27 protein-coding genes are annotated in these 24,787 nt (G+C 44.1%); 19 read left to right on the forward strand and 8 right to left on the reverse strand.

The window, feature by feature from the left end; all coding sequences use genetic code 11:
- Positions 1–217 precede the first annotated feature (217 nt).
- The 11 genes from AACQ93_RS23770 to AACQ93_RS23820 all read left to right on the forward strand — a co-directional run bounded on the left by AACQ93_RS23770 (position 218) and on the right by AACQ93_RS23820 (position 9,575).
- A complete protein-coding gene (locus AACQ93_RS23770) occupies positions 218–595 on the forward strand; it encodes a RidA family protein (protein WP_036799557.1) in 378 nt (125 codons plus the stop codon).
- A 797-nt stretch (positions 596–1,392) separates the two neighbouring features.
- Positions 1,393–2,736, forward strand: a complete 1,344-nt coding sequence (locus tag AACQ93_RS23775; RefSeq protein WP_036799555.1) for an APC family permease — start codon at positions 1,393–1,395, stop codon at positions 2,734–2,736.
- A gap of 58 nt (positions 2,737–2,794) precedes the next feature.
- On the forward strand, positions 2,795–3,958 hold the full coding sequence (locus AACQ93_RS23780) for an amidohydrolase (RefSeq protein ID WP_084419440.1): 1,164 nt from the start codon (positions 2,795–2,797) through the stop codon (positions 3,956–3,958).
- 11 nt (positions 3,959–3,969) lie between these two features.
- Complete coding sequence (locus AACQ93_RS23785) at positions 3,970–4,755, forward strand: phytochelatin synthase family protein (protein ID WP_084419442.1); 786 nt, start codon at positions 3,970–3,972, stop codon at positions 4,753–4,755.
- Positions 4,756–5,027: 272 nt separating this feature from the next.
- Positions 5,028–5,495, forward strand: coding sequence for a TetR/AcrR family transcriptional regulator (locus AACQ93_RS23790; RefSeq protein ID WP_064609396.1), 468 nt, complete (start codon positions 5,028–5,030; stop codon positions 5,493–5,495).
- Positions 5,496–5,692: 197 nt separating this feature from the next.
- Positions 5,693–6,091, forward strand: a complete 399-nt coding sequence (locus tag AACQ93_RS23795) for a DUF2170 family protein (RefSeq protein ID WP_064609397.1) — start codon at positions 5,693–5,695, stop codon at positions 6,089–6,091.
- Positions 6,091–6,774 (forward strand): PspA/IM30 family protein, encoded by a 684-nt coding sequence (locus AACQ93_RS23800; RefSeq protein WP_064609398.1) that lies wholly within the window; start codon positions 6,091–6,093, stop codon positions 6,772–6,774. Before AACQ93_RS23795 ends, AACQ93_RS23800 begins: the two co-directional genes overlap by 1 nt.
- Before the next feature lie 54 nt (positions 6,775–6,828).
- Positions 6,829–7,851, forward strand: coding sequence for a potassium channel protein (locus tag AACQ93_RS23805; RefSeq protein ID WP_064609399.1), 1,023 nt, complete (start codon positions 6,829–6,831; stop codon positions 7,849–7,851).
- A 30-nt stretch (positions 7,852–7,881) separates the two neighbouring features.
- Entirely contained in the window at positions 7,882–8,514 is a 633-nt protein-coding gene (locus AACQ93_RS23810) for a YjfK family protein (RefSeq protein WP_064609400.1), read from the forward strand.
- A 22-nt stretch (positions 8,515–8,536) separates the two neighbouring features.
- Positions 8,537–8,953: a DUF350 domain-containing protein gene (locus tag AACQ93_RS23815; RefSeq protein WP_064609401.1), complete on the forward strand. Its 417-nt coding sequence runs from the start codon at positions 8,537–8,539 to the stop codon at positions 8,951–8,953.
- 10 nt (positions 8,954–8,963) lie between these two features.
- Complete coding sequence (locus AACQ93_RS23820) at positions 8,964–9,575, forward strand: DUF1190 family protein (protein WP_064609402.1); 612 nt, start codon at positions 8,964–8,966, stop codon at positions 9,573–9,575.
- Between the two features lie 66 nt (positions 9,576–9,641).
- On the opposite strand, the gene AACQ93_RS23825 is transcribed toward AACQ93_RS23820, so the two are convergent.
- The 6 genes from AACQ93_RS23825 to AACQ93_RS23850 all read right to left on the reverse strand — a co-directional run bounded on the left by AACQ93_RS23825 (position 9,642) and on the right by AACQ93_RS23850 (position 14,988).
- Positions 9,642–10,967: a cytochrome-c peroxidase gene (locus tag AACQ93_RS23825; protein WP_232323388.1), complete on the reverse strand. Its 1,326-nt coding sequence runs from the start codon at positions 10,965–10,967 to the stop codon at positions 9,642–9,644.
- Positions 10,968–11,227: 260 nt separating this feature from the next.
- The gene (locus AACQ93_RS23830; protein WP_064609403.1) at positions 11,228–11,530 is read right to left on the reverse strand and encodes a hypothetical protein; all 303 of its coding nucleotides are present in this window, start codon (positions 11,528–11,530) and stop codon (positions 11,228–11,230) included.
- Positions 11,531–11,699: 169 nt separating this feature from the next.
- A complete protein-coding gene (locus tag AACQ93_RS23835) occupies positions 11,700–12,299 on the reverse strand; it encodes a short chain dehydrogenase (protein ID WP_064609404.1) in 600 nt (199 codons plus the stop codon).
- Between the two features lie 132 nt (positions 12,300–12,431).
- Positions 12,432–13,022 (reverse strand): HD domain-containing protein, encoded by a 591-nt coding sequence (locus AACQ93_RS23840; RefSeq protein ID WP_064609405.1) that lies wholly within the window; start codon positions 13,020–13,022, stop codon positions 12,432–12,434.
- A 110-nt stretch (positions 13,023–13,132) separates the two neighbouring features.
- Positions 13,133–13,603 (reverse strand): arsenate reductase ArsC, encoded by a 471-nt coding sequence (locus AACQ93_RS23845; protein ID WP_064609406.1) that lies wholly within the window; start codon positions 13,601–13,603, stop codon positions 13,133–13,135.
- 203 nt (positions 13,604–13,806) lie between these two features.
- Entirely contained in the window at positions 13,807–14,988 is a 1,182-nt protein-coding gene (locus tag AACQ93_RS23850) for an MBL fold metallo-hydrolase (protein WP_064609407.1), read from the reverse strand.
- 108 nt (positions 14,989–15,096) lie between these two features.
- Here AACQ93_RS23850 and AACQ93_RS23855 point away from each other — a divergent pair, with 108 nt between their 5' ends.
- From AACQ93_RS23855 to AACQ93_RS23870, 4 genes are all read left to right on the forward strand, one after another.
- Positions 15,097–15,708, forward strand: a complete 612-nt coding sequence (locus tag AACQ93_RS23855) for a TetR/AcrR family transcriptional regulator (protein ID WP_064609408.1) — start codon at positions 15,097–15,099, stop codon at positions 15,706–15,708.
- 153 nt (positions 15,709–15,861) lie between these two features.
- Complete coding sequence (locus tag AACQ93_RS23860; protein WP_007465240.1) at positions 15,862–16,158, forward strand: DUF6482 family protein; 297 nt, start codon at positions 15,862–15,864, stop codon at positions 16,156–16,158.
- Positions 16,159–16,330: 172 nt separating this feature from the next.
- Entirely contained in the window at positions 16,331–17,317 is a 987-nt protein-coding gene (locus tag AACQ93_RS23865) for a threonine/serine dehydratase (RefSeq protein ID WP_232323389.1), read from the forward strand.
- Complete coding sequence (locus AACQ93_RS23870) at positions 17,314–18,246, forward strand: ornithine cyclodeaminase family protein (RefSeq protein WP_064609410.1); 933 nt, start codon at positions 17,314–17,316, stop codon at positions 18,244–18,246. Before AACQ93_RS23865 ends, AACQ93_RS23870 begins: the two co-directional genes overlap by 4 nt.
- A 70-nt stretch (positions 18,247–18,316) precedes the next feature.
- Here AACQ93_RS23870 and AACQ93_RS23875 read toward each other — a convergent pair whose 3' ends face one another.
- Both AACQ93_RS23875 and AACQ93_RS23880 read right to left on the reverse strand, forming a co-directional pair.
- Positions 18,317–19,204, reverse strand: coding sequence for a DMT family transporter (locus AACQ93_RS23875; RefSeq protein WP_064609411.1), 888 nt, complete (start codon positions 19,202–19,204; stop codon positions 18,317–18,319).
- 140 nt (positions 19,205–19,344) lie between these two features.
- Complete coding sequence (locus AACQ93_RS23880) at positions 19,345–20,712, reverse strand: DUF4397 domain-containing protein (protein ID WP_064609412.1); 1,368 nt, start codon at positions 20,710–20,712, stop codon at positions 19,345–19,347.
- A gap of 189 nt (positions 20,713–20,901) precedes the next feature.
- On the opposite strand from AACQ93_RS23880, the gene AACQ93_RS23885 reads away from it, so the two are divergent.
- From AACQ93_RS23885 to AACQ93_RS23900, 4 genes are all read left to right on the forward strand, one after another.
- The gene (locus AACQ93_RS23885) at positions 20,902–21,534 is read left to right on the forward strand and encodes a hypothetical protein (protein ID WP_064609413.1); all 633 of its coding nucleotides are present in this window, start codon (positions 20,902–20,904) and stop codon (positions 21,532–21,534) included.
- 80 nt (positions 21,535–21,614) lie between these two features.
- A complete protein-coding gene (locus AACQ93_RS23890) occupies positions 21,615–22,184 on the forward strand; it encodes a sigma-70 family RNA polymerase sigma factor (RefSeq protein WP_064609414.1) in 570 nt (189 codons plus the stop codon).
- Positions 22,177–22,863: a ChrR family anti-sigma-E factor gene (locus AACQ93_RS23895; RefSeq protein ID WP_064609415.1), complete on the forward strand. Its 687-nt coding sequence runs from the start codon at positions 22,177–22,179 to the stop codon at positions 22,861–22,863. The genes AACQ93_RS23890 and AACQ93_RS23895 overlap by 8 nt, the downstream gene beginning before the upstream one ends.
- A 518-nt stretch (positions 22,864–23,381) precedes the next feature.
- Entirely contained in the window at positions 23,382–23,942 is a 561-nt protein-coding gene (locus AACQ93_RS23900; protein ID WP_084419444.1) for a TetR/AcrR family transcriptional regulator, read from the forward strand.
- Positions 23,943–24,787: the final 845 nt, after the last annotated feature.

The raw sequence follows: 24,787 nt of genomic DNA on the forward strand, positions 1-24,787 counted from the left end.
CCTTCATAAAGCCAGGAAGAGAAAATTTTCCTACATATATAGAAATTTAAAGCAATTAAAGCGAAGGATTTCCCTTACATTAGGCGTAAATTAATCCATAAGTTATTCATGGTTATTGTCTGTTCCACCTTTTCAGGGCTAGGACAGAGTGGCTGATATCCGGCCTGTGATGATCGTGAAATTGTGGAACAAACATATAAATCCAAAGTGGGACACCATGGTAGATACAATCAACACAGAAAAAGCACCAGCAGCTGTTGGTCCATATGTACAGGCAAAGAAATTCGGTAACATGCTTATCACTTCTGGCCAGCTACCGATCAACCCAGAAACAGGCAAAATGCCTGAAGACGTAGCAGAGCAGGCAAAACAGTCTCTGGCGAACGTTGAAGCGATTGTGAATGCAGCAGGCCTGACTAAAGCAGACATCGTTAAAGCAACCGTATTCGTAAAAGATCTTAATGACTTTGCGACAGTGAACGAAGTATACGGCGCATTCTTTGGCGACCAATGCCCAGCTCGCAGCTGCGTAGAAGTAGCTCGTCTTCCTCTGGATGCAAAAGTAGAGATTGAAGTTATTGCAGTTTCTGCTTAATAACTCTGATTTCTATTAAAAGCCTGCCTTTGTGCAGGCTTTTTTATTTCTTGTTCATATTCATGATTTCTCTCCTGCTCCTCCTCTTTACAATCTCCTTTTGGAAAAATCACTTCACTCAACTTCTTAAATGAAGTAGCTGTCAGCACCCATTAGTAAACTCAAATTGGATTATTACAATAAACCACCAGCTTTAAATTTATAAATTACCACGTTATCCTCTTCTTGTTATTAATTAACACTACTAAGTCACTAAACAGGTATTTTTAATTCTGCTTTAAACTTCACTTTCAAAACCTAGCTATTTTTATTTAGCTATAAAGTAGTTAATCAACTATTCCATTTAGCTATTAATAAGGTAGTTACAAACCGGGCTTTATTTACCTCTTATATAGAAAATACTAAATATGTGACTAAGCCCATATTTTTCATGTGGGTATTAGCATCAATAGATCCATTTTAAATCAGCTAAATTTGAATTAAATCACAGTTTTCAGGTCGTTTTGCAAACAAAAACATATTTAAGATCAATTGGTAAAAATCATTTTATGCATACCTCGACTTACTAGAAAAAAATTCCACCAATACCCACCAGCAAAGAAAATTTGAAATTTTTTTCTCCTATAGAAAGCGTATTCTCCATTCGAAATAAAAATAAAAGCACTAGGAAATAATCGCTTCAACTATCTATACAAATATTCATAAGATTTTTGATAACAGATTTAATTAAACCGAAATAATTTCGGCGGCTCCCTAGTGCAAAAATTCTGTATTGGAACGCAAAAGTAGGTCGTATCATGACGAAACAAAAATTAGGACTCGCGAGTATAGTCTTACTCGGATTTAACTCTATTATTGGCTCTGGAATATTCTTGCTACCAAGCTCTCTATATCAATTGGCAGGAGACTGGTCTGTAGCTCTTATTCTTATTACTGCGGTTATTGTCGCTACAATTGCATTTTGCTTTGCTGAAGCATCCGGTTATTTCAGCCAGAATGGTGCAGCTTATGTTTATACTAAAGAAGCCTTTGGTTCATTTGCTGGTTTTGAAGTCGGCTTCCTGAAATGGATGATGCAATGTATCGCCTGGGGGGTAATGGCCGTAGCTCTGACTAATATCCTTGCCAATACGTTCAGTTTTGAAGATAACCAAATGCTGCGCAACATTATCATCATTGGCATTGTCGGTTCACTAACCATCCTGAACCTGGCTGGTGTTGGTGCTGCTAAACTGGTTAACAACATTTCTACCCTTGCCAAAATGGTACCACTGGTCGTTCTGATCGTTGGCGGTATCTGGTTCATTAACCCGGAAAATATCATTCCTACTTTCTCTGCTGCAGAAGCTACCGCTGAACCTGCACAGTATTCACTGTCTTTTGAAACTCTGGGTTCTGCACTGATTCTTTGCTTCTACGCGTTTACAGGTTTCGAAACTTTCGGCACAGCAGCTGAAGATATGGACAATCCAAAGCGTAACCTGCCGCTTGCTATCATTATCGTTATCCTTGCTGTAACCATCTTCTACGCTGCTGTGATGGCGGTATCTGTAGGTATCCTTGGTCCTGATATTGCTAATTCATCAGTACCACTGGCAGACGCTGCAAAAGTAGCATTCGGTGATGTTGGCTTCTACATGATCACCATCGGCTCCATCATTTCAATTGCTGGTATCAACGTTGCGGCATCATTCCACATTCCTCGTGCCCTGCTGCCTCTGGCTGACGACAAAATGATCCCTGCGGTATTCGGTCGTAAGAATGAAAAAGGCATTCCGACAGTAGCTATCCTGGCTTCAGGTCTGGTTACTATTCCTATCGCACTGTCTGGCTCATTCACTACACTGGCGATGCTAAGTGTTGTTACCCGCTTTGCGCAGTACATCCCGACTTGTATTGCTATCCTGAAATTCCGTAAGCGCTTCGCCAACGACGAAAGCACCAAGAAAAACTTCAAAGTACCGTTTGGCCCTGTTATCCCGGTAGTCGGTGTTTGTATCTGCCTATGGCTGCTGGCAGACCAGAGCATCACCAAGATTCTGGTTGGCCTTGGCGCAATGGTACTGATTTCTCCTCTTTACTTTATTGCCCGTAAGCGAGCAGCTGAAAGCCAAACAGAACCATCTGCAGCAAACGCTTAATCAACTTGTAAACCTCAGCCGGGGCTATGAAGTCCCGGCTACTACCCGGACATAACAGATGATGAACACTATTGAAATTGTTAATGAATGGCATCAGGAAATTACCGAGTGGCGTCAAACGCTGCACAGTATGCCTGAAGTAGGATTTGAGCTTCACAACACATCTCAATATGTCGCGAACAAGCTTGAATCCTGGGCTATCAGAATCGATCGCAGCTTCGGACAGACCGGGGTTGTCGGTATCATCGACGGTACCTTGGGCGAAGGTCGAACCATTGCCTACCGAGCTGACATGGATGCATTACCGATGCAAGATCAAACCGGTAAGCCATATGCTTCACAAAACCCGGGGAAATCCCATGCCTGCGGGCATGACGGTCATATGGCGATGCTGCTGGCAACTGCCCGCTACTACTCTGAAAACCGAAATTTCCGTGGTCGCATCATCTTCCTTTTCCAACCGGCCGAAGAGATCGGTGCCGGTGCTAAAGCCATGATGAAAGACGGCGTATTTGAGAAATACCCGTTTGATGAAGTTTACGGCTTCCATAATATGCCACGTCTGCCGGACAACACGATTTCCCTTCGCTATGGCCCGATCACCGGTGCCGGCGAGAAGTTCAGCTTGGTTGTCAGAGGTTGCAGCGGCCACTCAAGCGTGCCGCACAAATGTGTCAACCCGATTACAATTTCAGCCAAAATCATTACTGCATGGCAGTCCATTGTCTCTGAATGCGTTCCGTGCTCTGAAATGGGTGTACTGGCCGTAACGAAAATCATGAGTGGCGAAGTCTTTAACTCCATTCCTGAATCGGCGGAAGCCGGTGGCACCATTCGCTACTACCAACGTGAAGTCGGCGACACCATGCGCCGCAAAATGCAGCTGCTAGCCAGCTCTATTGCCGAAGCTTACAACGCAGAAGCCGAAGTAGAATTTGAAGTGCTGTGCCCAGCAACGGTTAATACACATGAGCAGACTGACTGTGTGATTGAAGTTGCCAAACAAACCGTCGGTGCAGATATGCTGGATACCAATGTTGAGCCGAGTCCGGGCGGTGAAGACATGGCGTTTTTCAAGAAAGACGACAGTGTTGGTGCCTGCTTCTTCATGATTGGTTCGAAAGGAACCAACCTCCATACCTGCGATTTTGATTTTGACGACAGCATCATCCCGCTGGGTGTGACGATGCTATGCCGAATTGCCGAACAACGATTAGTGTAAAAAGGTTAACTATGAAAACAATGCTGAAAACATCATTACTTTCCCTTGCCCTGGCTGTTGCCCCGACTACTGCAGCGTTCGCTGATGTGATCAATTGGTCAAGTGACGAAGGTATCACCCGTCTTGAGCAATCTCAGTTCAAAAAAGACTTCTTTAAGCTGGCTAACTTCTATGATGCACAGGACAACAAAGTATACTGCGGCGTCGCATCAACCTCGATTGTTCTGAATGCGTTGCGTGTACGCCAGAATGTAACTGACATTCCTCTGGACGAGTCCTTGATCGCGCCGGAAGACCGTATTTACTTCCCACAAGGTGAGTGGAGCCCGTTTTACGAGCGTTACACCCAGAACACAGTTTTAGGCCACGGTCAGAAAACCCGCCTGCAGATCATGGGCCAGCCGGTAACCGAAGGCGCAGGGCATGACTATGGCCTTCAGCTTGATCAAATGACCGATTTGCTGACATCAAACCAGCTGAAAGTGAAAACTGTTTTCGTTGATAACCTGGATCATAAAGCTGAAATGAAAGCTGAGCTGGTTCATGCGCTGGAAACCAAGAACCAGTACGTGGTTGTGAACTATTCACGTAAGACCCTGAACCAACCGGGCTCTGGCCACTACTCTCCAGTAGGTGCATACGATAAAGCTTCAGATTCATTCCTGATCATGGATGTATCTAACGCTAAAGCCGACTGGGTTTGGGTAGACAGCGATCAACTGTTTGATGCTATGGCAACCATGGATACCAAACGCAACCGCGGTTACCTGCTAATCCGCGAAGGTCTGAAAGGCTAATCCCCCCGAGGGTGAATCCCTCAATCTGGCGCCGGCAGTCATTCATCAGATTGTCTCCTTTTACTGTCGGCGCCTCTTTCCTTATTTCCCGTAAAACACCTTCCTCTATCACGACACTTCAGCCTTTACTCACACTATCTATTTATAAAATCAAAATAATCAGTTGCGATATTATACAGTCAGTCATACCATATTATACCGTCACGAGATCGGTATAATAATCAAAGTCAACACCTTCATTAGGCCACCTCCCCTTACAAAGGAAATATATTATGGCCAGAGTTACTCCGGAAGAGTCACAAAAAACACGTCAAAAAATAGCAGATGCAGTTATCAACTGCTTGTTAGATCCCCAAATCGGCTATGAGAAGATGACCTATAGCCGTATTCAATCGATAACAGGTCTTTCGCGTGGCGGGATACTGAACCATTTCAATAAAAAAGAAGAGTTTCTTTCAGTTCTGGATGGAAAGCTCTTCGATACGATCCTAACTTCTCTGGATTTCAGCAGCCGTGAAGCCTTCATCGAATCCTTTGAAGCTGCGAACCAAAAACCTGAATTCAAGGCTGTACTACTACTTTTGATTACTAACCTGTCTTGCGATATCACGTCACAGAAGGCATTAGAGAGTTGGATCAAGCTTGAACAGTTAATCGAAGACAAATTAGGAACGTCAGTTAAAGAGTACGATCTGCCAAGATTACTGGGGCGAAGCTGTAGCATGATTGTCACTTCCTGAGTCTACATGTTCGGCCCAAAGCAGAATCTTTCGGGCTGCTGTTCAACGCGGCCCTGTGAAATAAAATGCAAAACCCTCCCAACAGCTCACAAAAGAGTGAACAATTTACCAAACTCTGATAGTAATTTAGTCGATTAACCCCATAATATAGTGATACTTTTTCATTAGTCCTCTCACTAAATCATGAAGGTATGACTATGACATGGCAATTAAATGATCTGCTTCCGGTTCTGTCTGCACACGATGGCTGGCAGGTCACCCAGCAAGATCACACTCTTGTTATTCGCAATGAAGATAATATTGAAGCCTATCTGGCCGTAGCCGGTGAACAGATTCTGGTTGAGGTACTGCTTTTCCCTCACCAGCAGGTAAGCGATAACACTGCGCTGAATGATCTAATCCTGCGTACACATAAAATGTTCCCGCTTTCGACTGTTGGCATTAACGAAATCAACGGTGAAAGCTATTACGTTGCTTTTGGCTCACTGTCTTCACAATCAAAAGAAGAGAGCATTCTTATTGAGGTTGCGACTCTGTTCCGCAATGTTGAAGCCTTTATCGAACTATACCAGGAATACCTAACGGAGAACGCATAATGAGTGTCTGGAAAAAACTATTCACCGCAATCAAAGGTGGAGCAAACGAGGCAGCTGAAACTATCGCAGACAATCAGGCGCTGAGAATCCTTGATCAGGAGATCCGTGAAGCGAAGCAAGAACTTCGTCGTTCAGATGAAGCACTGGTTAGTATTGTAGCCAAGCGCAAGCTGTCTCAGCAGAAAGTTGATGCTTTCAACAGCAGTATCGATGAATACGAAGGCCACGCACGTACTGCGATGGAAAAAGGTCAGCAGGAGCTTGCGCTGGAATGTGCCCAGAAGGTTGCCAACCTGCGCAATGAACAGCAGGCAGAACAAACCTATCTGGATCAGTTCACTAAATCCGAACAAACCATGCGCACCAACATCGCGCAAGCAAAAGATAAACTGCGCCAGCTTGAACAGCAGGTTGATGTTGTTAAAGCGAATGAAGCCGTACAAAAAGCACAGTCTGCGGTTTCGGCTACCAATGTCGGTGCCAACACGAAAATGCATACGGCAGTTGAGTCTCTGGAGCGTATTAAACAACGTCAGGCGGAAAAAGCCGCTCAGCTTGAGGCTGCCGCAGAAATGACTGAAGATCAGTCCGGCAGCAGCCTTGATAAAAAGCTGGCAGAAGCCGGAATTTCATCACCGAAATCGTCTGCAGAAGATGAACTGGCAAGAATTCTGGGCAAATAAAGCCCGTTTGCGCTTTATCGTTAAATTACAAGCAGGTAAGCAACGGAGGTACGAATGACACTATGGCTCCTCTTCCAACGATGGGCTGTCAGGAATTTCAGTCAGCTTAATAGCAGGAATCTCCTGCTTACCTTGCTTGCTTATGGCGCAATCAGCTGGCTTTTACTGGCGTTAGCGGGAGAAAAAGAGCTAACGAGTTCCCTTACTGATTTCATCTATTACCTGTTTGTAACTGCCTCGACTGTTGGCTATGGCGATATGTCGCCAACGACAGTATTTGGCAAATGGGTAGTATCCCTGTTTGTGATCCCAGGCGGCCTTGGCTTATTTGCCATGGCTATAGGACGTGTTGCCAGCCTCTTTCTTCGTTATTGGAGAAGTGGCCTGATGGGAAAACGGAGTCTCAAAGTGAACAACCATATTTTAATTCTGGGCTGGAACGAACAGCGTACTTTGCATCTGATCAAAATGCTGCAACATGAAGAAAAGAAGCGACGTAAAATCGTTCTGTGTGTTCGCCCTGAAATGGAAAACCCTCTGCCGGGTGAAATTGAATTTGTCCGGGTAACCAGCTTTACCGATCAGGAAGGCATGAAAAGAGCGGGAATTGGACACGCAAGTTGCATCCTTATTGATAACCCTGAAGATGACATTACCCTGTCAGCGGCTCTGTTTTGTGCCAATAAAAATCCCGATGCCCATCTGCTGGCCTACTTTAAGGATGATGCATTAAGCCAGTTGTTGAAACAGCACTGCCCGAATGCTGAATGTATTCCTTCTGTAGCGGTTGAAATGCTGGCAAAAGCTGCAGTCGACCCCGGCTCCAGCGAGCTTCACCATGAACTTCTCAGTACCACTGAGGGCATGACGCAGTACTCGGTGAACTATCCGGATAATGCACAGAAAACCACCATTGAGGCCTTGTTTGCGGCCTTCAAGCGAGACTATGAAGCCACGCTTATTGCTGTTGATGCGGGTAACGGTGTTGAGCTGAATCCATCTCTTGATCGTGAGGTGCCACCAGGCAGTAAGCTCTTCTATATTTCCGACGAACGAGTCACAACTTTTAACTGGTAAAACCGCTGAACCCGATATTCAGGAGTCACTATGTTTGATTGGTTTAAGAAAAAGAAACCAGCCCCGGAAAAACCGCTCAGTCCGGAAATTCTGGGATTAAGGCTAGGCGGAGCATTTGAACTTGATGATCTGAAACTTCGCCTAATTGAGCCGAATCTGATCATTGAAGGAGCAGCTCGTACCCAGTTGATCAAAGCTGTCGGCGAAGTCTGCCTTGATGAACAAACCCGCCTGCTTCGTTATTACACCGATGATGACGGCTTTGTACAGGTGTTAACCCACGGTACTGGTGAGGCCGATGTCAGCGAAGTAAAGCTGTTTTATTTCTATGACAGCAAACCGGTTGATAACGACAGTGAATGGAATCATTTACTGGAAAATAAAATTGTTCAGCCATCCTGGGAACTTGAAGGTCAGCGCTTTGAAAAAGTGTGGGACAACTCCCGTCCGGTCGCCATGACTGAGAAAACCTGGCTGGAAAACGGCAATATCAGCGAAACTGATCAGTTCGTCATGATTTACGAGCGTGATGTGGGTAACGATATTGCAGAATCGCTGATGGTCGCCGGGGAAGAAAAAATAACAAATAACCGCGCGGAACGATGCCTTGCAATCAGTACAGGCATCAATCTAACCCCGACAGATTTTAAACTGATTGGATAATTCAACTTTAATAAGGAACCCCATGGAAGTTCTTTCAGATTCACTTGCAGGCCTTGGTGCATTTTTGCTTTATTTTGCACTTTCTTTGGCCTTTTTACTGCTATTCAAAATTATTTACGTACGTTTTACACCGCATGACGAATGGAAGCTGGTAAAAGACCAGCAAAATACTGCAGCAGCCATTGGTCTGGCCGGTTCTATTCTTGGCTACTGCCTTGCAATTGCCGGCGCGGCCAGCAACTCAGTCAATTTAATTGACTTCGCACTGTGGGGCGTTATCGCACTTGTTGCCCAGCTTATTGCTTTCTACATCGTACGTTTCGGCTTTATGCCAAAAATTGTCGAGCGTATTGAGGCCGGAGAAATCCCGGCTGGTATTCTGATGGCTGCAACGTCGGTATCAGTCGGCCTGCTTAACGCCGCCTGCATGACCTACTAGGAGCCTGCGCATGAAACGAAGCAAGAAAGTTGTTCTGCCGAGTATGCGCAAAAACTGGCGCACTTTCTCGGTAGCTCCGATTTCTGTCGCCTTTGCAGGCGCATTTCTGACTGGCTGCAGCGATAAACATGAAGGGACAATTTATCAATCCCTGAATGACTGTATTGATGATAACCCGAACTACAGCCAGGAATGTCGGGCTGCCTACCAGTTTGCGCTGGCTGAAGCTGAGCGAACCGCGCCTAAATACCAGCGCGAATATGACTGTGAAGCCGAATTCGGTAACAACGCCTGTATGCGGACACAAAATAACTGGTTCATGCCAGCAATGGCTGGCTTTATGTTCGGCCGCTTGATGGACAGCAACCGCGGCTACTATTCACAGCCGATGTTCAGTTCATACTACAGGGGCAGTATTTTTTATGATCGCTGGATCACTGCTGACGGTTACGACTATGGCAGCAGCCGTTATAAAAAAACCAAAGTCAGTGTCAGTAAAGATCACTTAAAACCAAAACCAACAGTAAGCCGCACCATCTCGCGTGGTGGTTTCGGCTCTTCCGTCTCAGCCAAATCCAGTTGGAGCAAAAGTTCCTCAGGAAGCAAAAGCTGGGGGGGATAATTTGTATCAAAAGAAGCCAGCAAATGCTGGCTTCTTTTTACTTGCCTCGTCATTCATTTCCGTTAATTAATTTCCCAACTCTGCACCTTCTGCCAAGTCAGTATCGTTGTCTGATTCAGAAACCTGCTCCGGAAACGGATCGGCAAAAATCGGATTGGTTAAGAACGTTTCATCCGTCAGAGTCTCCATAAAAGCCACCAGCGCTTCTTTTTCTTCTTGCGATAAGTTGAACCGCACTGGCCGTCCTCTTGAATCTCTCAGATCAGGACTCAAATTCGGGTGAGCCTGAACCCCGCTGTTGTAAAACTCAACCACATCCATCAACGTTGCGAAACGACCGTCATGCATATACGGTGCACCGACTGCAATGTTTCTCAGTGACGGCGACTTGAAGAAACCGCCCCCAGCCCCAGGGTCACTGCTGGTATCGGCATCAAGGCCGTTAATATGAGAGCGATCAGAGGTATGCGCTGATGTCTGATGACAGGCGATACATCCGAGAGAGCTTCGAGGGCCTTCCGGAAAGCCTGAGAACAACTTGTGCCCCAGCATCTCTTGCTCTGTAAAGACGGCTTCAAAATTTGGGTTATCCCACTCTCCGGCAACAAACGCCTGATCGTATTTCGACTGGTAAGTCACCATAGAACGAATAAACTGTGCCAAAGCCAACGAAATGCGCTGACTGGTTATCGCCTCATCGCCAAAAGCCTGAGTAAACAAGTCAGCATAAAAGCTAGTCTCGGCCAATTTTACTTCCAAATCAAACAGGTTCATGCCCATTTCAACCGGGTCCTGAATCGGCATTAACACCTGATCTTCCAGGGTGGCGGCGCGCTCATCCCAAAAGAAACTCTTTGGCGAATAATAGGTTGCATTACTCAAACTCATTGAATGCCGACCTGTTTTACCACCTTCAAAACCAGTACTGAACACCTCAGGATCGGTAAAACCATGCTTTTGAATATGGCATGATGCACAAGCCTTTGTATTATTTGCCGACAAACGAACATCGTAAAACAAAATCCGTCCCAAGTTCGCTCCGTTGTTCTTCACCGGATTAGCAAACGGCGTATTATCCTGAGTATCTACATTACCAAACGGTGAATTCTGTGATGTGTAATATTCTGGCCGGGCTTCGAGATAAGCTTCATAGTCATGACTCACACTTAAATCCGGCAACGGCAAACCATCAATATCGACTCTGGGCTCGGGCTCCTCAATGGGTGGTTCGGGCTCAGGAGGTGGCGGCTCCGCACCTGGATTAACAGGTGTTTCTGTATCAGGCACAGAAGCAGCGTCAGCCTCGCCTCCAAAACCATCTTCTGTATCTGTCCGACAGGCAACCATCATTGTCAACGTTACAGCCAACAGCAAGTACCTCGAAGTATTCATAATAAACACTCCATAACTAGCCAAATAAAGACGTTGTTATTAATAAGGCGATGTGCGCCTCTTTACCGTTGACGATAGCAATGCGTTAGTACTCGCATGTCTGACATATGAGAGGAAAAATCCGTGTTAAGGACTAATTTGTCTTCTAATTAACTCTTATATCTCAATGACTAGTACTATTTTGACAAGTCAATACTTACGGTGGGGGTATTAGAGGGTGCAAAGAATTTTGTATATCGGATATGTAAGGCGGGCAGAGATCAAACCTTTATATCCAGCAAAGTACCTGCCATTTCATCGGCCCGGCGTACAACATTTACTCCGGCCTGGTTATACGTTTTTGCTTGCAACAGATCAGTTGCAGCTTTGGTAATAGTTTCATCAGATGAAAGTGAATTTGCGGCAGAGGGTGCCGAAGATAATGCCGGATTCGATCTTTGGTTTTGTGAAACCGGATTAGACGATGGAAGGGTCGATTGCTGAATATCTTTTGCAGCAGAAGTCACCATGCTTTGAGACTGGTTAATCATGTTGACGCCAGAATGAAAGGCAGAAATTGCCATACTCAGGTACCTGCTTCAGAAGAATTTCACATAAATCGTGGATTTATAATGAGCTAATGCATTTTCGGTGTCAAACCATTCGTCAGTTCACTGAGCTAAAAAAAAACAACGCCCAACCAGCGAGGGTCGGGCAAAAAAGAAAATGTCTAAACAAATAGCGAGTGTTCAATCAGATATAGTTAGTGATGTCTAATGTCTCGCCGTGCATTTCACCATTTACCGCTACCTCATAGGCAATTGCGGTATCTGCGGCAGACACACCACTTTCTGTATCCAATCCCATCATAGCCATAGTTTCCTTAACGAAAACTGGTGCTACAACATTTAATCTTAGTTGATGCAGCTCCAATGCGGCAGCACGGACAAAACTTTCCAGCGCACCATTAACCATACTGATCGAAGCACTTCCCGCCATCGGCTTACGTGACAATACTCCGGACGTCAGGGTAATAGACCCACCAAGCTTAACGTAATCAGCTCCATAGCGAACTAAATTCACCTGCCCCATCAGTTTATTTTCCAGACCCAACTGGTAATCATCATCACTCAATGCGTTAAAAGGAGCGAACCTTGCCTGACCAGCTGTTGAAATAATTGCATCCACTTTGCCGACCAGCTCAAACATGGCTTTGATGGAGTCAGCATCGGCCAAATCGACCTGCACATCTCCCTCGGTATAACCAGCGGCAATCACTTCATGTTCAGCCCCAAGGCGTGTTGCCACCGCCTTACCGATAGTTCCTGTCGCCCCGATCAGTAAAATCTTCATACCAGCCTCTCGCTAACAATGTTTGTTTAATTTGTTTTAGCTTAGCCCTTTACTCAGGTAAGTCCTTTAACAAACAAGAGACTGGCTATAAGTTACAGCCACCAATCAGTTACAGACACATTGATGAGCGTATTATCCAACCTCTGGCATTGTATCGTTGCTTCTGGCCAGCTTTTCAGTTTCAACATCCAGCGACTGACGAATTTGGGCTGTCAGTTCGTAGCTGTCTGTATATTTCCTGCCATACAAAAGGTTGAATCCGTAATCAAATGACTCCGGATTATCTCCTTGCGTATGTTGTAGCAGTGTTTCCAGCTTATCCATTGCCTTTGCCAATTTTGCTTCAGGTGAAGATGCCTGCTCATATTCATCCCACAGTGACAAAATGTCCTGTTGAAGATACCCGGGCAACGGCTTTATCAATTGTTGCAAGTCCAGTCTTTCCTGCAGTGCTTTATGCTGCCCCGGTACTTGTTCGATTGCCGGAATATCACCACTGATTGCTTCCCCCAAATCATGAATAATGCACATTTTCAGTAACCGGGTAATATCGATGTCCGGAAAATCATGCTCGAACATCATAACCATCAAGCACAGACGCCAAGTGTGTTCAGCTGTGCTTTCTTGTCTGCCCTCAGAGGTATAGGCACTGCGCATCGTATTTTTTAATTGCTCAGCAGCTCGCAAAAAAGTCAAAACGCCTTCGAGCTTATTCATTGTCATTATTAAATCCGTTTTGTTAGTCATGCATGGAGGTCAATGCAATTACGTACTTGAAATCATCTCAGTATTCAGATGAACATGGTTAGTAGTTGAGTACCACACTTATAAAGTTACCTGTCGTGCAGGTTCTCCAAAGCACGTATAATTTCATCCCGCTCCATATTTTCAAAATAATAGCCACTCAGTTTATCAATCCGCTGTTTCAATGAGGCCGATGCCTTGTGGCACAGCTCATCAAACTCTTGCTGGCTGGCACTGTCTTCCAGCGGGTTATTGATGTCCCAGTTAACCCTGATGCCATCGGCTAACCAGTTCGGGCAGGCTTCTCCATGCTGCTGGTCACAGACTGAAATCACTATATCCGGATGGTAATCAGCCAGCTCTTCCCAGGATTTACTTCGAAAATCACAAGGAAACAGTCCCATCGCTTCGATATAGTTTGAGATATAAGGATGAAGCTCGCCCAACGGTTCACTTCCGGCACTGCGAACCTCAAAGCGATCAGGCAAAAAGCGCTTTGCTATTGCTTCAGCAAGAATGCTACGGCAAGAATTGTGACGGCAGATAAACAGGATTTTCACGCAGATTCCCCCATTGTGACATAACCATTTAATCTTAGAAGGAACTGACCAGGAGAAAGTGACAGTTTTCTTGCAGGCTCATTTTCTGGAATGATTGAAGAATATGGTTTAGGAATAAATTTCCAACGAGAGTTTGATGATGAGCCAGTAAAAGTACTAGAAATAGAAATGGGGAGCACATTGGCTCCCCACGTCATTATCGATTATTGCTCTGTCTGGTAAGCGGCTTCGGCCTTGGCTAACTTCGAAAAATCCAGCCAGTCAACATCGCTTTGCCACCAGTATGTTGTCCTCACAGACTGCGAGAAATCGACAGACTCACCAATCAGCGGGGTAACCAAATCAGCATGGTTAGTTTCCGCTTCCGCTACCAAATCATTCACCGGATCGTCCCAGTGATGCAGGAACAACTCATAAGTAGACCAGTGAACCGGGAACAATTTATCTGCTCTCAAATCCAAGTGCGCTTGCATGGTGTGAGAAGCCTGCATATGCCCCCAGCCTTCAACCGGATACCCTCGACCGTTTTTCATGTTCGCCGCCACTTCGAGGAAAGACACATCGAACGGGCCTAAACGCTCACCAATCTCCTTAAAATGCTCACCATAGGCTGAGTCACCGCTATAAAAAATACTTCCGGCATCGGCCTGAATTGCCCATGACGCCCACAAGGTAGTATTACTGTCAAACAAGCTACGGCCTGAGTTATGGTTGGCCGGTGCGGCAGTAATGGTCACCGAGTTGATCTTCTGGCTTTCCCACCAATCAAACTCTTCAATGTTTGTCGGTTTAACACCCCATTTTTCAAGATGGCGACCTACACCCAGCGGAACAAAGAATTTCACATCTTTATCGGCGTAATAGCGCGCGGTACTTTCTTCCAAATGATCATAATGATCGTGAGAAATGATAATCACATCAGGCAATGGCAAATCATCGCGACTCACCGGCGCATCCACATTACGCTGGAACCAGTTGGCAAAGGGAGCCGGTGCTGCATAATCAAAAACCGGGTCAATCAGCATCCGGGTGTTATCCGCTTCAATAAACAACGACGAATGCCCCAGCCAGGTCACCCGCAACGATTGACTTGGTTCTTCAAGCAAATAAGTATCAACGGCCTGATACTGAAGGCGCTGCTGCGGCTTATACTGAGCGCGATTAATGAAAAATTTCCACATCATCGACAGCATACCTTCACCCATGTCTACTTTCGGTAAATGTGACACAACTTTCCCATCAACAAACTGGGGAGATTTGGCGATGCGTTCCTGTCGAATTTCCTCACTGCGAACATGATCGCCATCGACATTGCCACTACCACACAAGGCAAGACCTAGTGCACTGGCTAATGCCACCAGAGATGCTTTATGAGTTGTGTTCATTTTATGACTAGCCTCAAAAGTAAACGACGGTGTATACTTTTGATGATAACCTTCTTTTTCCAAAAGTAAACACGGTCGTTTACTTTAAAATTCATCATTAGGATACAAATGGTTAAAGTCGCTGAAATTAAACAGGAAAATATTATCCTTGCTGCAATTGAAATTTTTCAGGACAAGGGACTGGAACAGGCGAGTATGGAAGCCATTTCGAAAAAAGCCGAGGTTTCAAAACGCACACTGTACAAGTACTACCCGACTAAGGAGAGCCTGTTCAGTGTGATTATTGAACGCATGCTATCGTATGTGCAGACATTCAGTGCAATTCCGTTTGAGCGTGAAAAATCAATCAAAGCGCAATTGGTAGAAATCGCAGAGAGAGAAGCAACCTTGTTGTGTTGCCCTAACTTTGTGTCTCTGGCACGCATGGTACTCTCGGAGTGTATGCGCTCAGGAGCGTCAGCTACCATTATGCTGGATAAAGTTAAGCAACTTGAAGGCGGACAAGGACTGACCAAATGGATTGAAGCCGGGATTGATGCGGGAAAGCTTGATGTCGCCGATCCGAAAATCGCCTCTGAACAGTTCATCGGAGCTCTGAAATCAACCCTGTTCTGGCCTCAGGTGCTGGTTCATGTTCCACCTGCGGAGGAAGATGCAAAGAAGCTCGCAATCGAAATGGCGGTCGCTCAGTTCCTGTGTGCCTACCTGAAAGAGAGCTGATTATCTCGCCTCCGACCAATTAAGCCAGCCTTGGATTAACATTCATCTTCAGGCTGGCTTTCACCTATATTCACCTCTCCTACCACGTTCCTTTTGATCCCCGCAACGAAGTCATTCGTATCAATTTTGAGGTTTAAAAAGTAAGGACATCCTATGACTCAGGAAAAATTGTTGTTGATGTTAAAAAGCCGTCGGTTCAGCCCGACAATCCTCAATACCGCAGATGCTACTCATTACCTTGTCGGCGCTGAAGATAACAAAGGTAATTTTTATCATCTGGAAAACGAGCAACATCAAACCCTATTGACCCGCTCTCTTGATGAAGCAAAATGTCACCTTAAAAGCCTTGGCCTCAGTCATGCCATTTTTGAAATGATCAGCCCGTATGACGAAATGATAGGTTCAGGAAATGAGAATAATTGTAAGACACGATTGGATATCTACTTCTGATTGTAGCCCCTCTCGGGGCTCTCTTTATAAAAAACCATCATCCTTACAGCATCTTTAACTTAAGTGCATATCTTTTAGAAAATAAAGCTCCCCTCATCTTAACAATTGTTAATGCACTTATTTATCGACTCTTTTAATTTAATCATCAGGATAAATAACGAGGCAAAACCTGATGAATAAATTCAGCCAAATATTACAAAAATCACTAACACTAAATAAAAATGGTTTTTATACAAAAAAAGGTGTGAATAAAACGCCATTAATTTACTCAAACGTATTATCAGAATTGTGCGAATGCGATGTATATTTAAAATGTGAAAACCTACAAACCACAGGAAGCTTTAAGATAAGGGGAGCTACCAGCGCACTGTTGAACTTAAATAACAATGATAAGAACAACGGTGTTTTAACCGCAAGTTCAGGGAACCATGGCGCCGGAACTGCGGCAGCAGCAAAAGCATTAAACATTCCGGTTAAGATCTATGTCCCCGAGAAAATAAGTAATAAAAAAGAAAATAAAATTGCTAAATTTGGCGCAGAAATCGTAAAGGTAGATGGCAGTGCTGATTACGCTGAGCACGTTGCTCTTAATACAGCCAAAGAAACCGGTGAAAATTATATTAGCCCTTATAATCACGAAGATATCATTGCCGGCCAGGGTACTCTTGGACAAGAGATCCTTACTCAAAATAGCGATATAGACACCATTATCGTCAGTGTCGGTGGCGGCGGTCTGATCAGCGGAATCGGCCTGACAGCAAAGTCTATCAATCCGGAGCTTCAGCTTATTGGAGCCTTCCCGGAAAATGCACCGGCGATGAAAGTCTGCATGGAAAAAGGTCAAATTGTTGAAGTGGCTGAGCAAGACACGCTTTCCGACGGTACTGCCGGGGGTATTGAGCCAGGTAGTATCACCTTGCCAATCTGTACCGCTGTTGTTGATCAAACAGTGACTGTCACAGAAACTGAAATTGCTGATGCGATGCAGCTTATCAAGGACAGTCATAACATGATTATTGAAGGTGCCGCCGGTGTGTCAGTCGCCAGCCTGATCAAAAATAAAGTACAATTTAAAGGCAAGCAGGTTTGCATCGTCATCTGTGGGGGCAACGTTACTGATGAAATGTTCGATAAAGCAATCCAGATGGTGGCCAAATGATTAGCTTAAACAAAAACGAAATTACAGCGAAACTACCAAGCATGAACGATGTCATGGAGATGATGAAACAGTCATACATTGACTATTCAAATAATGATTTTGAAATTCCTCCTGTCGGTCATATGCCATTACCTAATGGTGAACTTCATATCAAATATGGTATAGGCAACAAGCAACACTATGCCGCAATTAAAATTGCATCCGGTAGCTATACTAATTATAAGATTGGTCTACCTAATTCGTACGGTTGCATCATGCTTATTAATGGCGAAACGGGCTTTCCGGAATATTTATTAAATGATGAAGGTATCCTAACAGATCACCGCACAGCGGCTGCCGGAGGTATGCTTGCAAAAGAAATAGTAGGCAACATACCAGAAGTTTCATTCGGTATTATCGGGTGTGGTATTCAAGGATATTACCAGGCAATTTATACATGCAATGCGTTATCAATTGAACATATTTTTGTATATGACATCAGTGAAGACAACATCAAAACACTACAAAATAAACTTGCTGAACATAATATCACCATATCACGCTGTGACTCTGTCGAGTCACTATGCAAACAGTGCGATGTAATTACGACTGTTACTCCTACTAAAGCAGGTTATATAAAGTATGAGTGGCTGAAAGCCAATGCTCATATCAATGCTTTTGGTTGTGATACCAAGGGGAAACAAGAGCTTGACGAATCAGTAATTAAAAATGCTGAGTTTATTCTTGCCGACAGCCTGATTCAGTGTTCGACCCAGGGTGAGTTACAGTATTTATACAACGATAAGAATCATCCTGAGATTAAACGCAAAACGATTGAATTCGGTACTTACCTGAACAATCCAAACCGCTATCAGAAAAATGGGGTTACTGTTGCCGACTTTACCGGTATCGCATCACAAGACATTGTTATTGCAAATGCTGTGATTTGATTATCCTCCCACTAAAGGCCGAAACCTCGGCCTTTAGTTCCCATGAATACCAACACTCTGATTGAAACCATTAATAAGCTTTAGCCAGGCGCCGTATCAGGAAAGGGCCACCCCGGTATATCAGCAGCGCCATCAGAATCATCATACATCCACTCAACTTATGCATCGGCATCTGCTCAGCATACCAAATAACGCTCAAAACCACTGTCCAGACTGGCTCCAGGATCATAATAATTGCTGCATTGGCTGGCGAGCTATGCTTCTGTCCGGCTGTTTGCATTACATAGCGAAGACTGGTCGCAATAAGCACACTCAGAGAAAACCATATCCAGGTTGTTGAACCCACCGTTTCTGGCCAGGTTTCTGTCAACATCGACGCCACCAGCCCCATCACACCAATAACAGAAAGCTGCATACAAGTGAGCAGTAACGTCGGGATCCGCCTTGCGTACTTGCTGTTGAAATTAAAATGCAGCGCTAGCATCACAGCTGATCCAAGGAACCATATTTGGCTTGGCGATTGCTGCCAGCCATTTGCACCACCCAGTGACAACATCATCAAACCAGCAACTGCCATAGGTAATGACAGCCAGAATAATCTTGGTGGCGACTGCTTAAACAACGGCCAGGCAACAAGAGGCACAAACAGCATCGACAAACTCATGATGAACGCCCCTTCTCCAAGCGTATCGCTGACAGAAATCGCATAAATCCACAGCAAAAGCGCCGATCCCAGCAGGGAACCAACCCCCATCGCCTTTAAGACATCTGTTCTGTCTACTTGCCTGAAATGACGATAGCAAAACGGCAACAGGCAAATTGATGCCAACACAAAGCGCAGACCAATAAAGCCAAATGGCGGCAGGCCATGAATCGCTTCTTTTGAAAAAATCCAGCCAGCAGCAGCCAGCATGGTGGTTAAAACCAGAATAAAGTCGGCACGTCGCTCTTGGTGCATGTTCCCCCGGCCCGGTAATCGTTTACTTTGTATGATAATTGTTCGAAACGTAACTGAATAATTACTCAGTTACAAGTTAAAAACATAAAAAAAGCCAGCCATACGGCCGGCAAGGGTTGGCTCATAACATAATCAAATAATTATGGCGTCGGCGCGGTATTATCTTCGTTTAAAGTCAGTAAGAAACCACCGCCGGTATTATCTGTAGCAACAGCAGAATATACTCCGCCATCTTCAACGGTTGCCACCGCTTCAACAGCAGGTGTAAAAGTATTGTCACTCGCAAGAATCACAGCCAGAGAATACGTTCCGGCCGGAACAATCAAGGTAGCGGTATCTTTAAAATCAACGCCTTTTAGTACAGCTGTCGTTTCATCATAAATACCGTCTGCCGAAGCATGAATATCTACGAGTCCAAGATCACCGGCCGTCACACTGGCATGCACTACTCTCAGCTTGGCGTAAAGCGCTACGGAGCGAAGATCTTCGGGAATAATCAGAGGTTCGATAGTAGATGTTGCAATATCGTTTAGTTTACCGACCGCGTAAACACTGGTGGTAGTACCTGCGACAAATTCAGTTCCGGGTGCATCAATCACAACCAGACTATTGTCAGAAGACGCCGCAACGCTTAAGTCATAACTTCCGGGAGCTAAATCGAGACTACGAAATTGGGTAAAAGCAATATTTGTAAGGCCATCAACAGGTGCATCAGAAGCCAGCACATCCACTTCAGGTGCATCATCAACAGCGTGAACAACACGGACACCAGACTGTTCTTCACTATTTCGTAATACATTAACTTCAGTGCCGTCAGCCACCAACAGATTAACTGGTGAAACAGCGCCGCCGTCAACATTCGGAACCGCAGTAATCATCAAATCACTACCACCGACCAAATCCATTTCACCACTGTCGAAAGCAACTGTTTTGTCATCATCACCGTTGAGTGTGATTCGAATTCGATACTTACCAGATGGAATACTAACGGGCAGTTCAGTCGCATCGACTTTAAATGCCAGTCCACTGACAGCAGGCGCTTCATCAGTCAGTTCATCTGCTGTTGTCAGATAAATATCAACGGCACCAACATCAGGGTGAGCATGAAGGACATCCAACCTTACTTCATCCGAAGCAGGGGCTATATCTTCACGTGAAAGAACGACAGCTTCAATATTGGCTGCACTATTTACTGCGATAATGTCATATTGCATATCAGGCGAGAAATTGAGATTAGTACTAATCACCTCCGAACTTGTATCTCCCGGTAACAGCGCATCAACAGCAATGTCATACGCACCTGACTCAAGTTCAATCAATCCACTGCCAACCTGATAATCAACTTTTTCAAGACCTTCAACAATTCCACCATTAAGTTTTACTGCAACTTCAGGAGCATCACTACTGGCATGTGTAACCCGGATTTGTGAATCGTCATCTTCTAACAATGGGCAACCTGTTATAAAAATCGCAGAGCCTAAAGCTAATACCACCGATTTCATTTTCATTTGAACACCCTCTTTCTTCTCATCATCAGTTGAGGGTAATTACGACGCTAAAACTAGAACCGATCAGCACGGTATAGATTTTATTTACAGTGTTGTCAGTAAAACAACCTTTTGATTGAAAATTAAAGTTGGGTCATCTGATCTCTGATTCGGTCCGTATGTTTATGAAACAACCTATTGGAGAAAAGTGTGCATATACCCGAGTTACAACCAGTATTGCTGCCCTTCTTGATAACTACTGAGCATTACTTTCCCGGAATTCAATGGCAAATCAGGGGAGATGGTCTTATTTTTGTCAACACAATCCGCGATGCAACTAAAACCGGTGGCCTCTGGTTATTAATGCAAGATAGTGATGGCAAAGTGGCTGCTGCTCAGGGTGACATCGTATCTTATGCCCGAATTGTCGAAATTGACTGGCTATCAACTGACCTAATTCGGGTTGATATCATTGTTGATAGTCTAGGGGTAATCAGTTCGACCACACCACAACACCATCACATCAAAGCAAAGCCTCTCCCTCTATGGAGGACAGAAAAAATAGAGCCATCAACAAATTTGCTGGCTGCAAAATTGAAAACGCTCTTACTTGAACACCATCATGAGAGCAATTACAAGGCCTCAACTTTAGCATCGCCCCCAAATGCATTCGAAGCCGGTTTCGATGACCCATGCTGGCTATGCTGGCGCTGGCTGGAGCTGTTGCCATTGCCTTTAAAGACCAAACAAAAGCTTCTCAGGCATTCTTCCCCGGATGTTTGTCTCAGATATTTGAAAAAAATCATTAATCAAAGTGATCGCTTAGCACAACTATTGCGTTAACTGATTATGGATCCCATGCTTGCAGTATAACCATGATTAAGACAAACCAATGCCTTAACACCGGAAACGCAAAGAAGCCCATGCTCAACGAAGCCTTGCCAAACCCTGACCTGGCAGTACTGCTTTATAACATTGCTAATGATCGCTGTAAGAAAAGTTACGAAAAGCTCTTTGTTCTGATTGCGCCCAAGCTGCTTAATTACTCTCGTAAACAGCTCAGAGATGAAACCATGGCAATGGAAATTGTGCAGGAGACCATGTTAAAAATCTGGTTGAAAGCCAGCCTTTATGACGAATCTAAAGGTGCTGCTTTGACATGGATTTATTCTGTTGCAAGGAATGTAAAATTTGATCTCCTGAGGAAAACAAAGCATCAGAATGACTGGGTTCAGGGCGATGACCTCTGGCCTGTTCTGTGTGAAGAGACCGATTCCGACAAACTTCCCAAAGAGTTTCATTCTATTGTCAGCAAAGAGCTTCATGACTTAATTAATACACTGCCGTCTACTCAGGCGGTAGTTGTTCGTATGATTTGTTTACAGGGCGCTTCACATCAGGATGTGGCCGATGCCCTTGATGTCCCGCTGGGCACTGTTAAAAGTCGGCTTCGACTTGCGCTACAGAAAATGAAGGAGGCACTCGATGACTAACATTCAATTTCACCCGACAGCGGAGACTCTGGCAAAACATGTTGCAGGTGAGTTGGATCCTGCTTCAAGCATCATGCTGAGTGCTCATATTGAACTCTGTGCTGACTGCCGACAACAAATTGCTGATATTGAAGCAGCACAAGCTAGAGAGTTAGCACTTTCTCCCTCAGAGCCCTTATCTGATGAACTAAATAACATGCTAGATCAAATTCTTCGTCATAAAGAAGCTCCTCAAAATGAAGGTGCCAATTATCAGGCTGAGCAGCAGGAGTCTGTACTGACGATCAATAACAAGTCATTCAAGCTCCCCAGAGCACTGCAACGTCACGAAGACCAAATAGGTCCTTGGACCCATCTACCGGGTAATATCAAACGTGCCCATGTCACGACCGGCGGTGAAAGCAAAATGAACTTCATTTATATGGATAGTAACAGCTCGCTGCCTCAACACACTCATCAAGGACAGGAGATTACCCTGGTTCTGGCAGGCAAGTTCTGTGATGAACAGGCGACTTATTACCCGGGGGACTTCATTGTACAAACAAGAGAAAACAAGCACTCACCTAAGACTGAGGAAAATCAGGATTGCCTTTGCCTGACACTGCTTGACGCACCACTACACTTCACTTCAGGGCTTGCAACCTTACTGAACCCGTTCAGTCAGCTGTTTTTTCGTTGAAATAGTTCGTATCGATAAACCAAGTTAAGGTCAGATAACAGCGCTAGTAGCTACTACTGGCGCTTTCACTTTCTTATCCTCTACATCAACTGTCTATAAAAACAACAATTAGGTTTTTTACTCTAAACCACTCCAATACACTTTCTATTGCATTCCTTCGGGATGTTAGTACCGACATTACGCGAAGCTAGCGTCCGCTATTGGTACAAAAGGCCTCTTTAAACCTACCATCGCTAACCAACCATTGAAGAGGCCTTCTTCTCGCACTGATAGGCGGGGGACCACAGCCATGTTAAACATGACTGAAAAATATAGCTTTTAAAGTGTAAATAACAGCTTACAGAGTGACAACGTCACGAAAGGAAAAGCTGAACCTAAAAAGAGACATTAATGCGACATCTTTTATTTTAAATTTATCGGATACCATTCATTAAATATCCAAATATTAAAGCCGAATAATCAGACAACAGGTATGATCAGATCTGATTACATGACAAAGTCACTGGATCCATAACTAAATGCTGCTATTATGGCGACCCCTATTAAGAGATCATTCAATAATAAAAATGCCTAGAGTAAGCCAAGCTGTCGCTGCAGAAACCCGACGCAGAATTGTCGACATATCATTCGATATTGCGATGAATGAAGGTTTTGAAAATTTAACTTTTGGGACAATTGCGAAAAAAGTCGGGATCACCCGTTCAGGTATCAATGCCCACTTTAAACTGAAAGCAGATTTGATTGCTGAACTAAAGCCTATGTTCTTAGAAATCATCACACGCCCGCTGATTTTCACCTCACCAGATGCATTCTTTACATCTTGGGTTTATGCGATTCATCATGAGACGGAATTTGTTAAAGCAGTCAAACATATAGGACCAATAATCTCACCATTACAGGGACTTAGCAGCATTTTTGATGCCATCCGCGGAGAGCAAACTGATATCGAACGCTGTATCTATATGAGCCTTGGTTATGCCATTGTCCATTTATCTGAAGATAACTGCACAGCATGCAATAAAAATAATCACCAGCCAGAAAATGAAGCCCTGGCAGAACAAATGACAGAAGTTGCATAATAAGTTTACACGATAAATTTATTAATTAAGAATCAAACATTCATTATATTAGAAAACCATTATATTATAATTTAGTTAAACTCATCATCTCACCCGATTAATATAAAATACAATGACCGCTTAATAATATAATCAAAAAAAACAATTCAACCCTGTCTTTAAATACCATTTCTATAAGTCATGATTATATTAAAATAACAAAATAAAATAGAAAAACGATATTAACAAAAACAATTAGAATCCAAATGAATTTAAATTTTAAAAGAACACCATTAATTAATGATAAGTAATATTAAAAACTACCAAACTCACCTTTAATCACAAAGCTTCAGATTAATTACAGAGAAATAAAAAATAAAATATCACCAATAAAAACATTTAAAATCAGTAACTAATATAAATTTGAATGTTTTTTTGCTCCCATTGGGCTCTTGTAATAATTATGTCATAAAACAAAGATAGTATACGCGAGGCGTTTTCTATACCTCATTCAATTGTATACACAGCAGGTTTGGACAGGGTGCTATTCAATAGCTATCAACTACTGGTTAATTATTCAGCTTATGGTGCTACAGACACCAGGGGAAATAACCAATATCGCCTTTCAGGTTACAATCCAGAAAAAAATGACAAACGACAAAGCTCGCGTGAAAAAGCGAACCAGACAGCTTGCACAAACAATATCCAGGTAAACTAAAGCCAGTTATTTGCAACTTATTGCTGAAAAACAAAGTGCTAACCATAGGCACACTAACAAAGCAACCAGCTACGAGCATTCAATACACAGTTAGCGCACTCCCATAGCGTGTTTCCTCATTATGCTACGGCACTAAAAAAGCCGGGCG

The sequence above is a fragment of the Photobacterium sp. J15 genome, from assembly GCF_963870815.1.
GTDB lineage: Bacteria > Pseudomonadota > Gammaproteobacteria > Enterobacterales > Vibrionaceae > Photobacterium > Photobacterium marinum.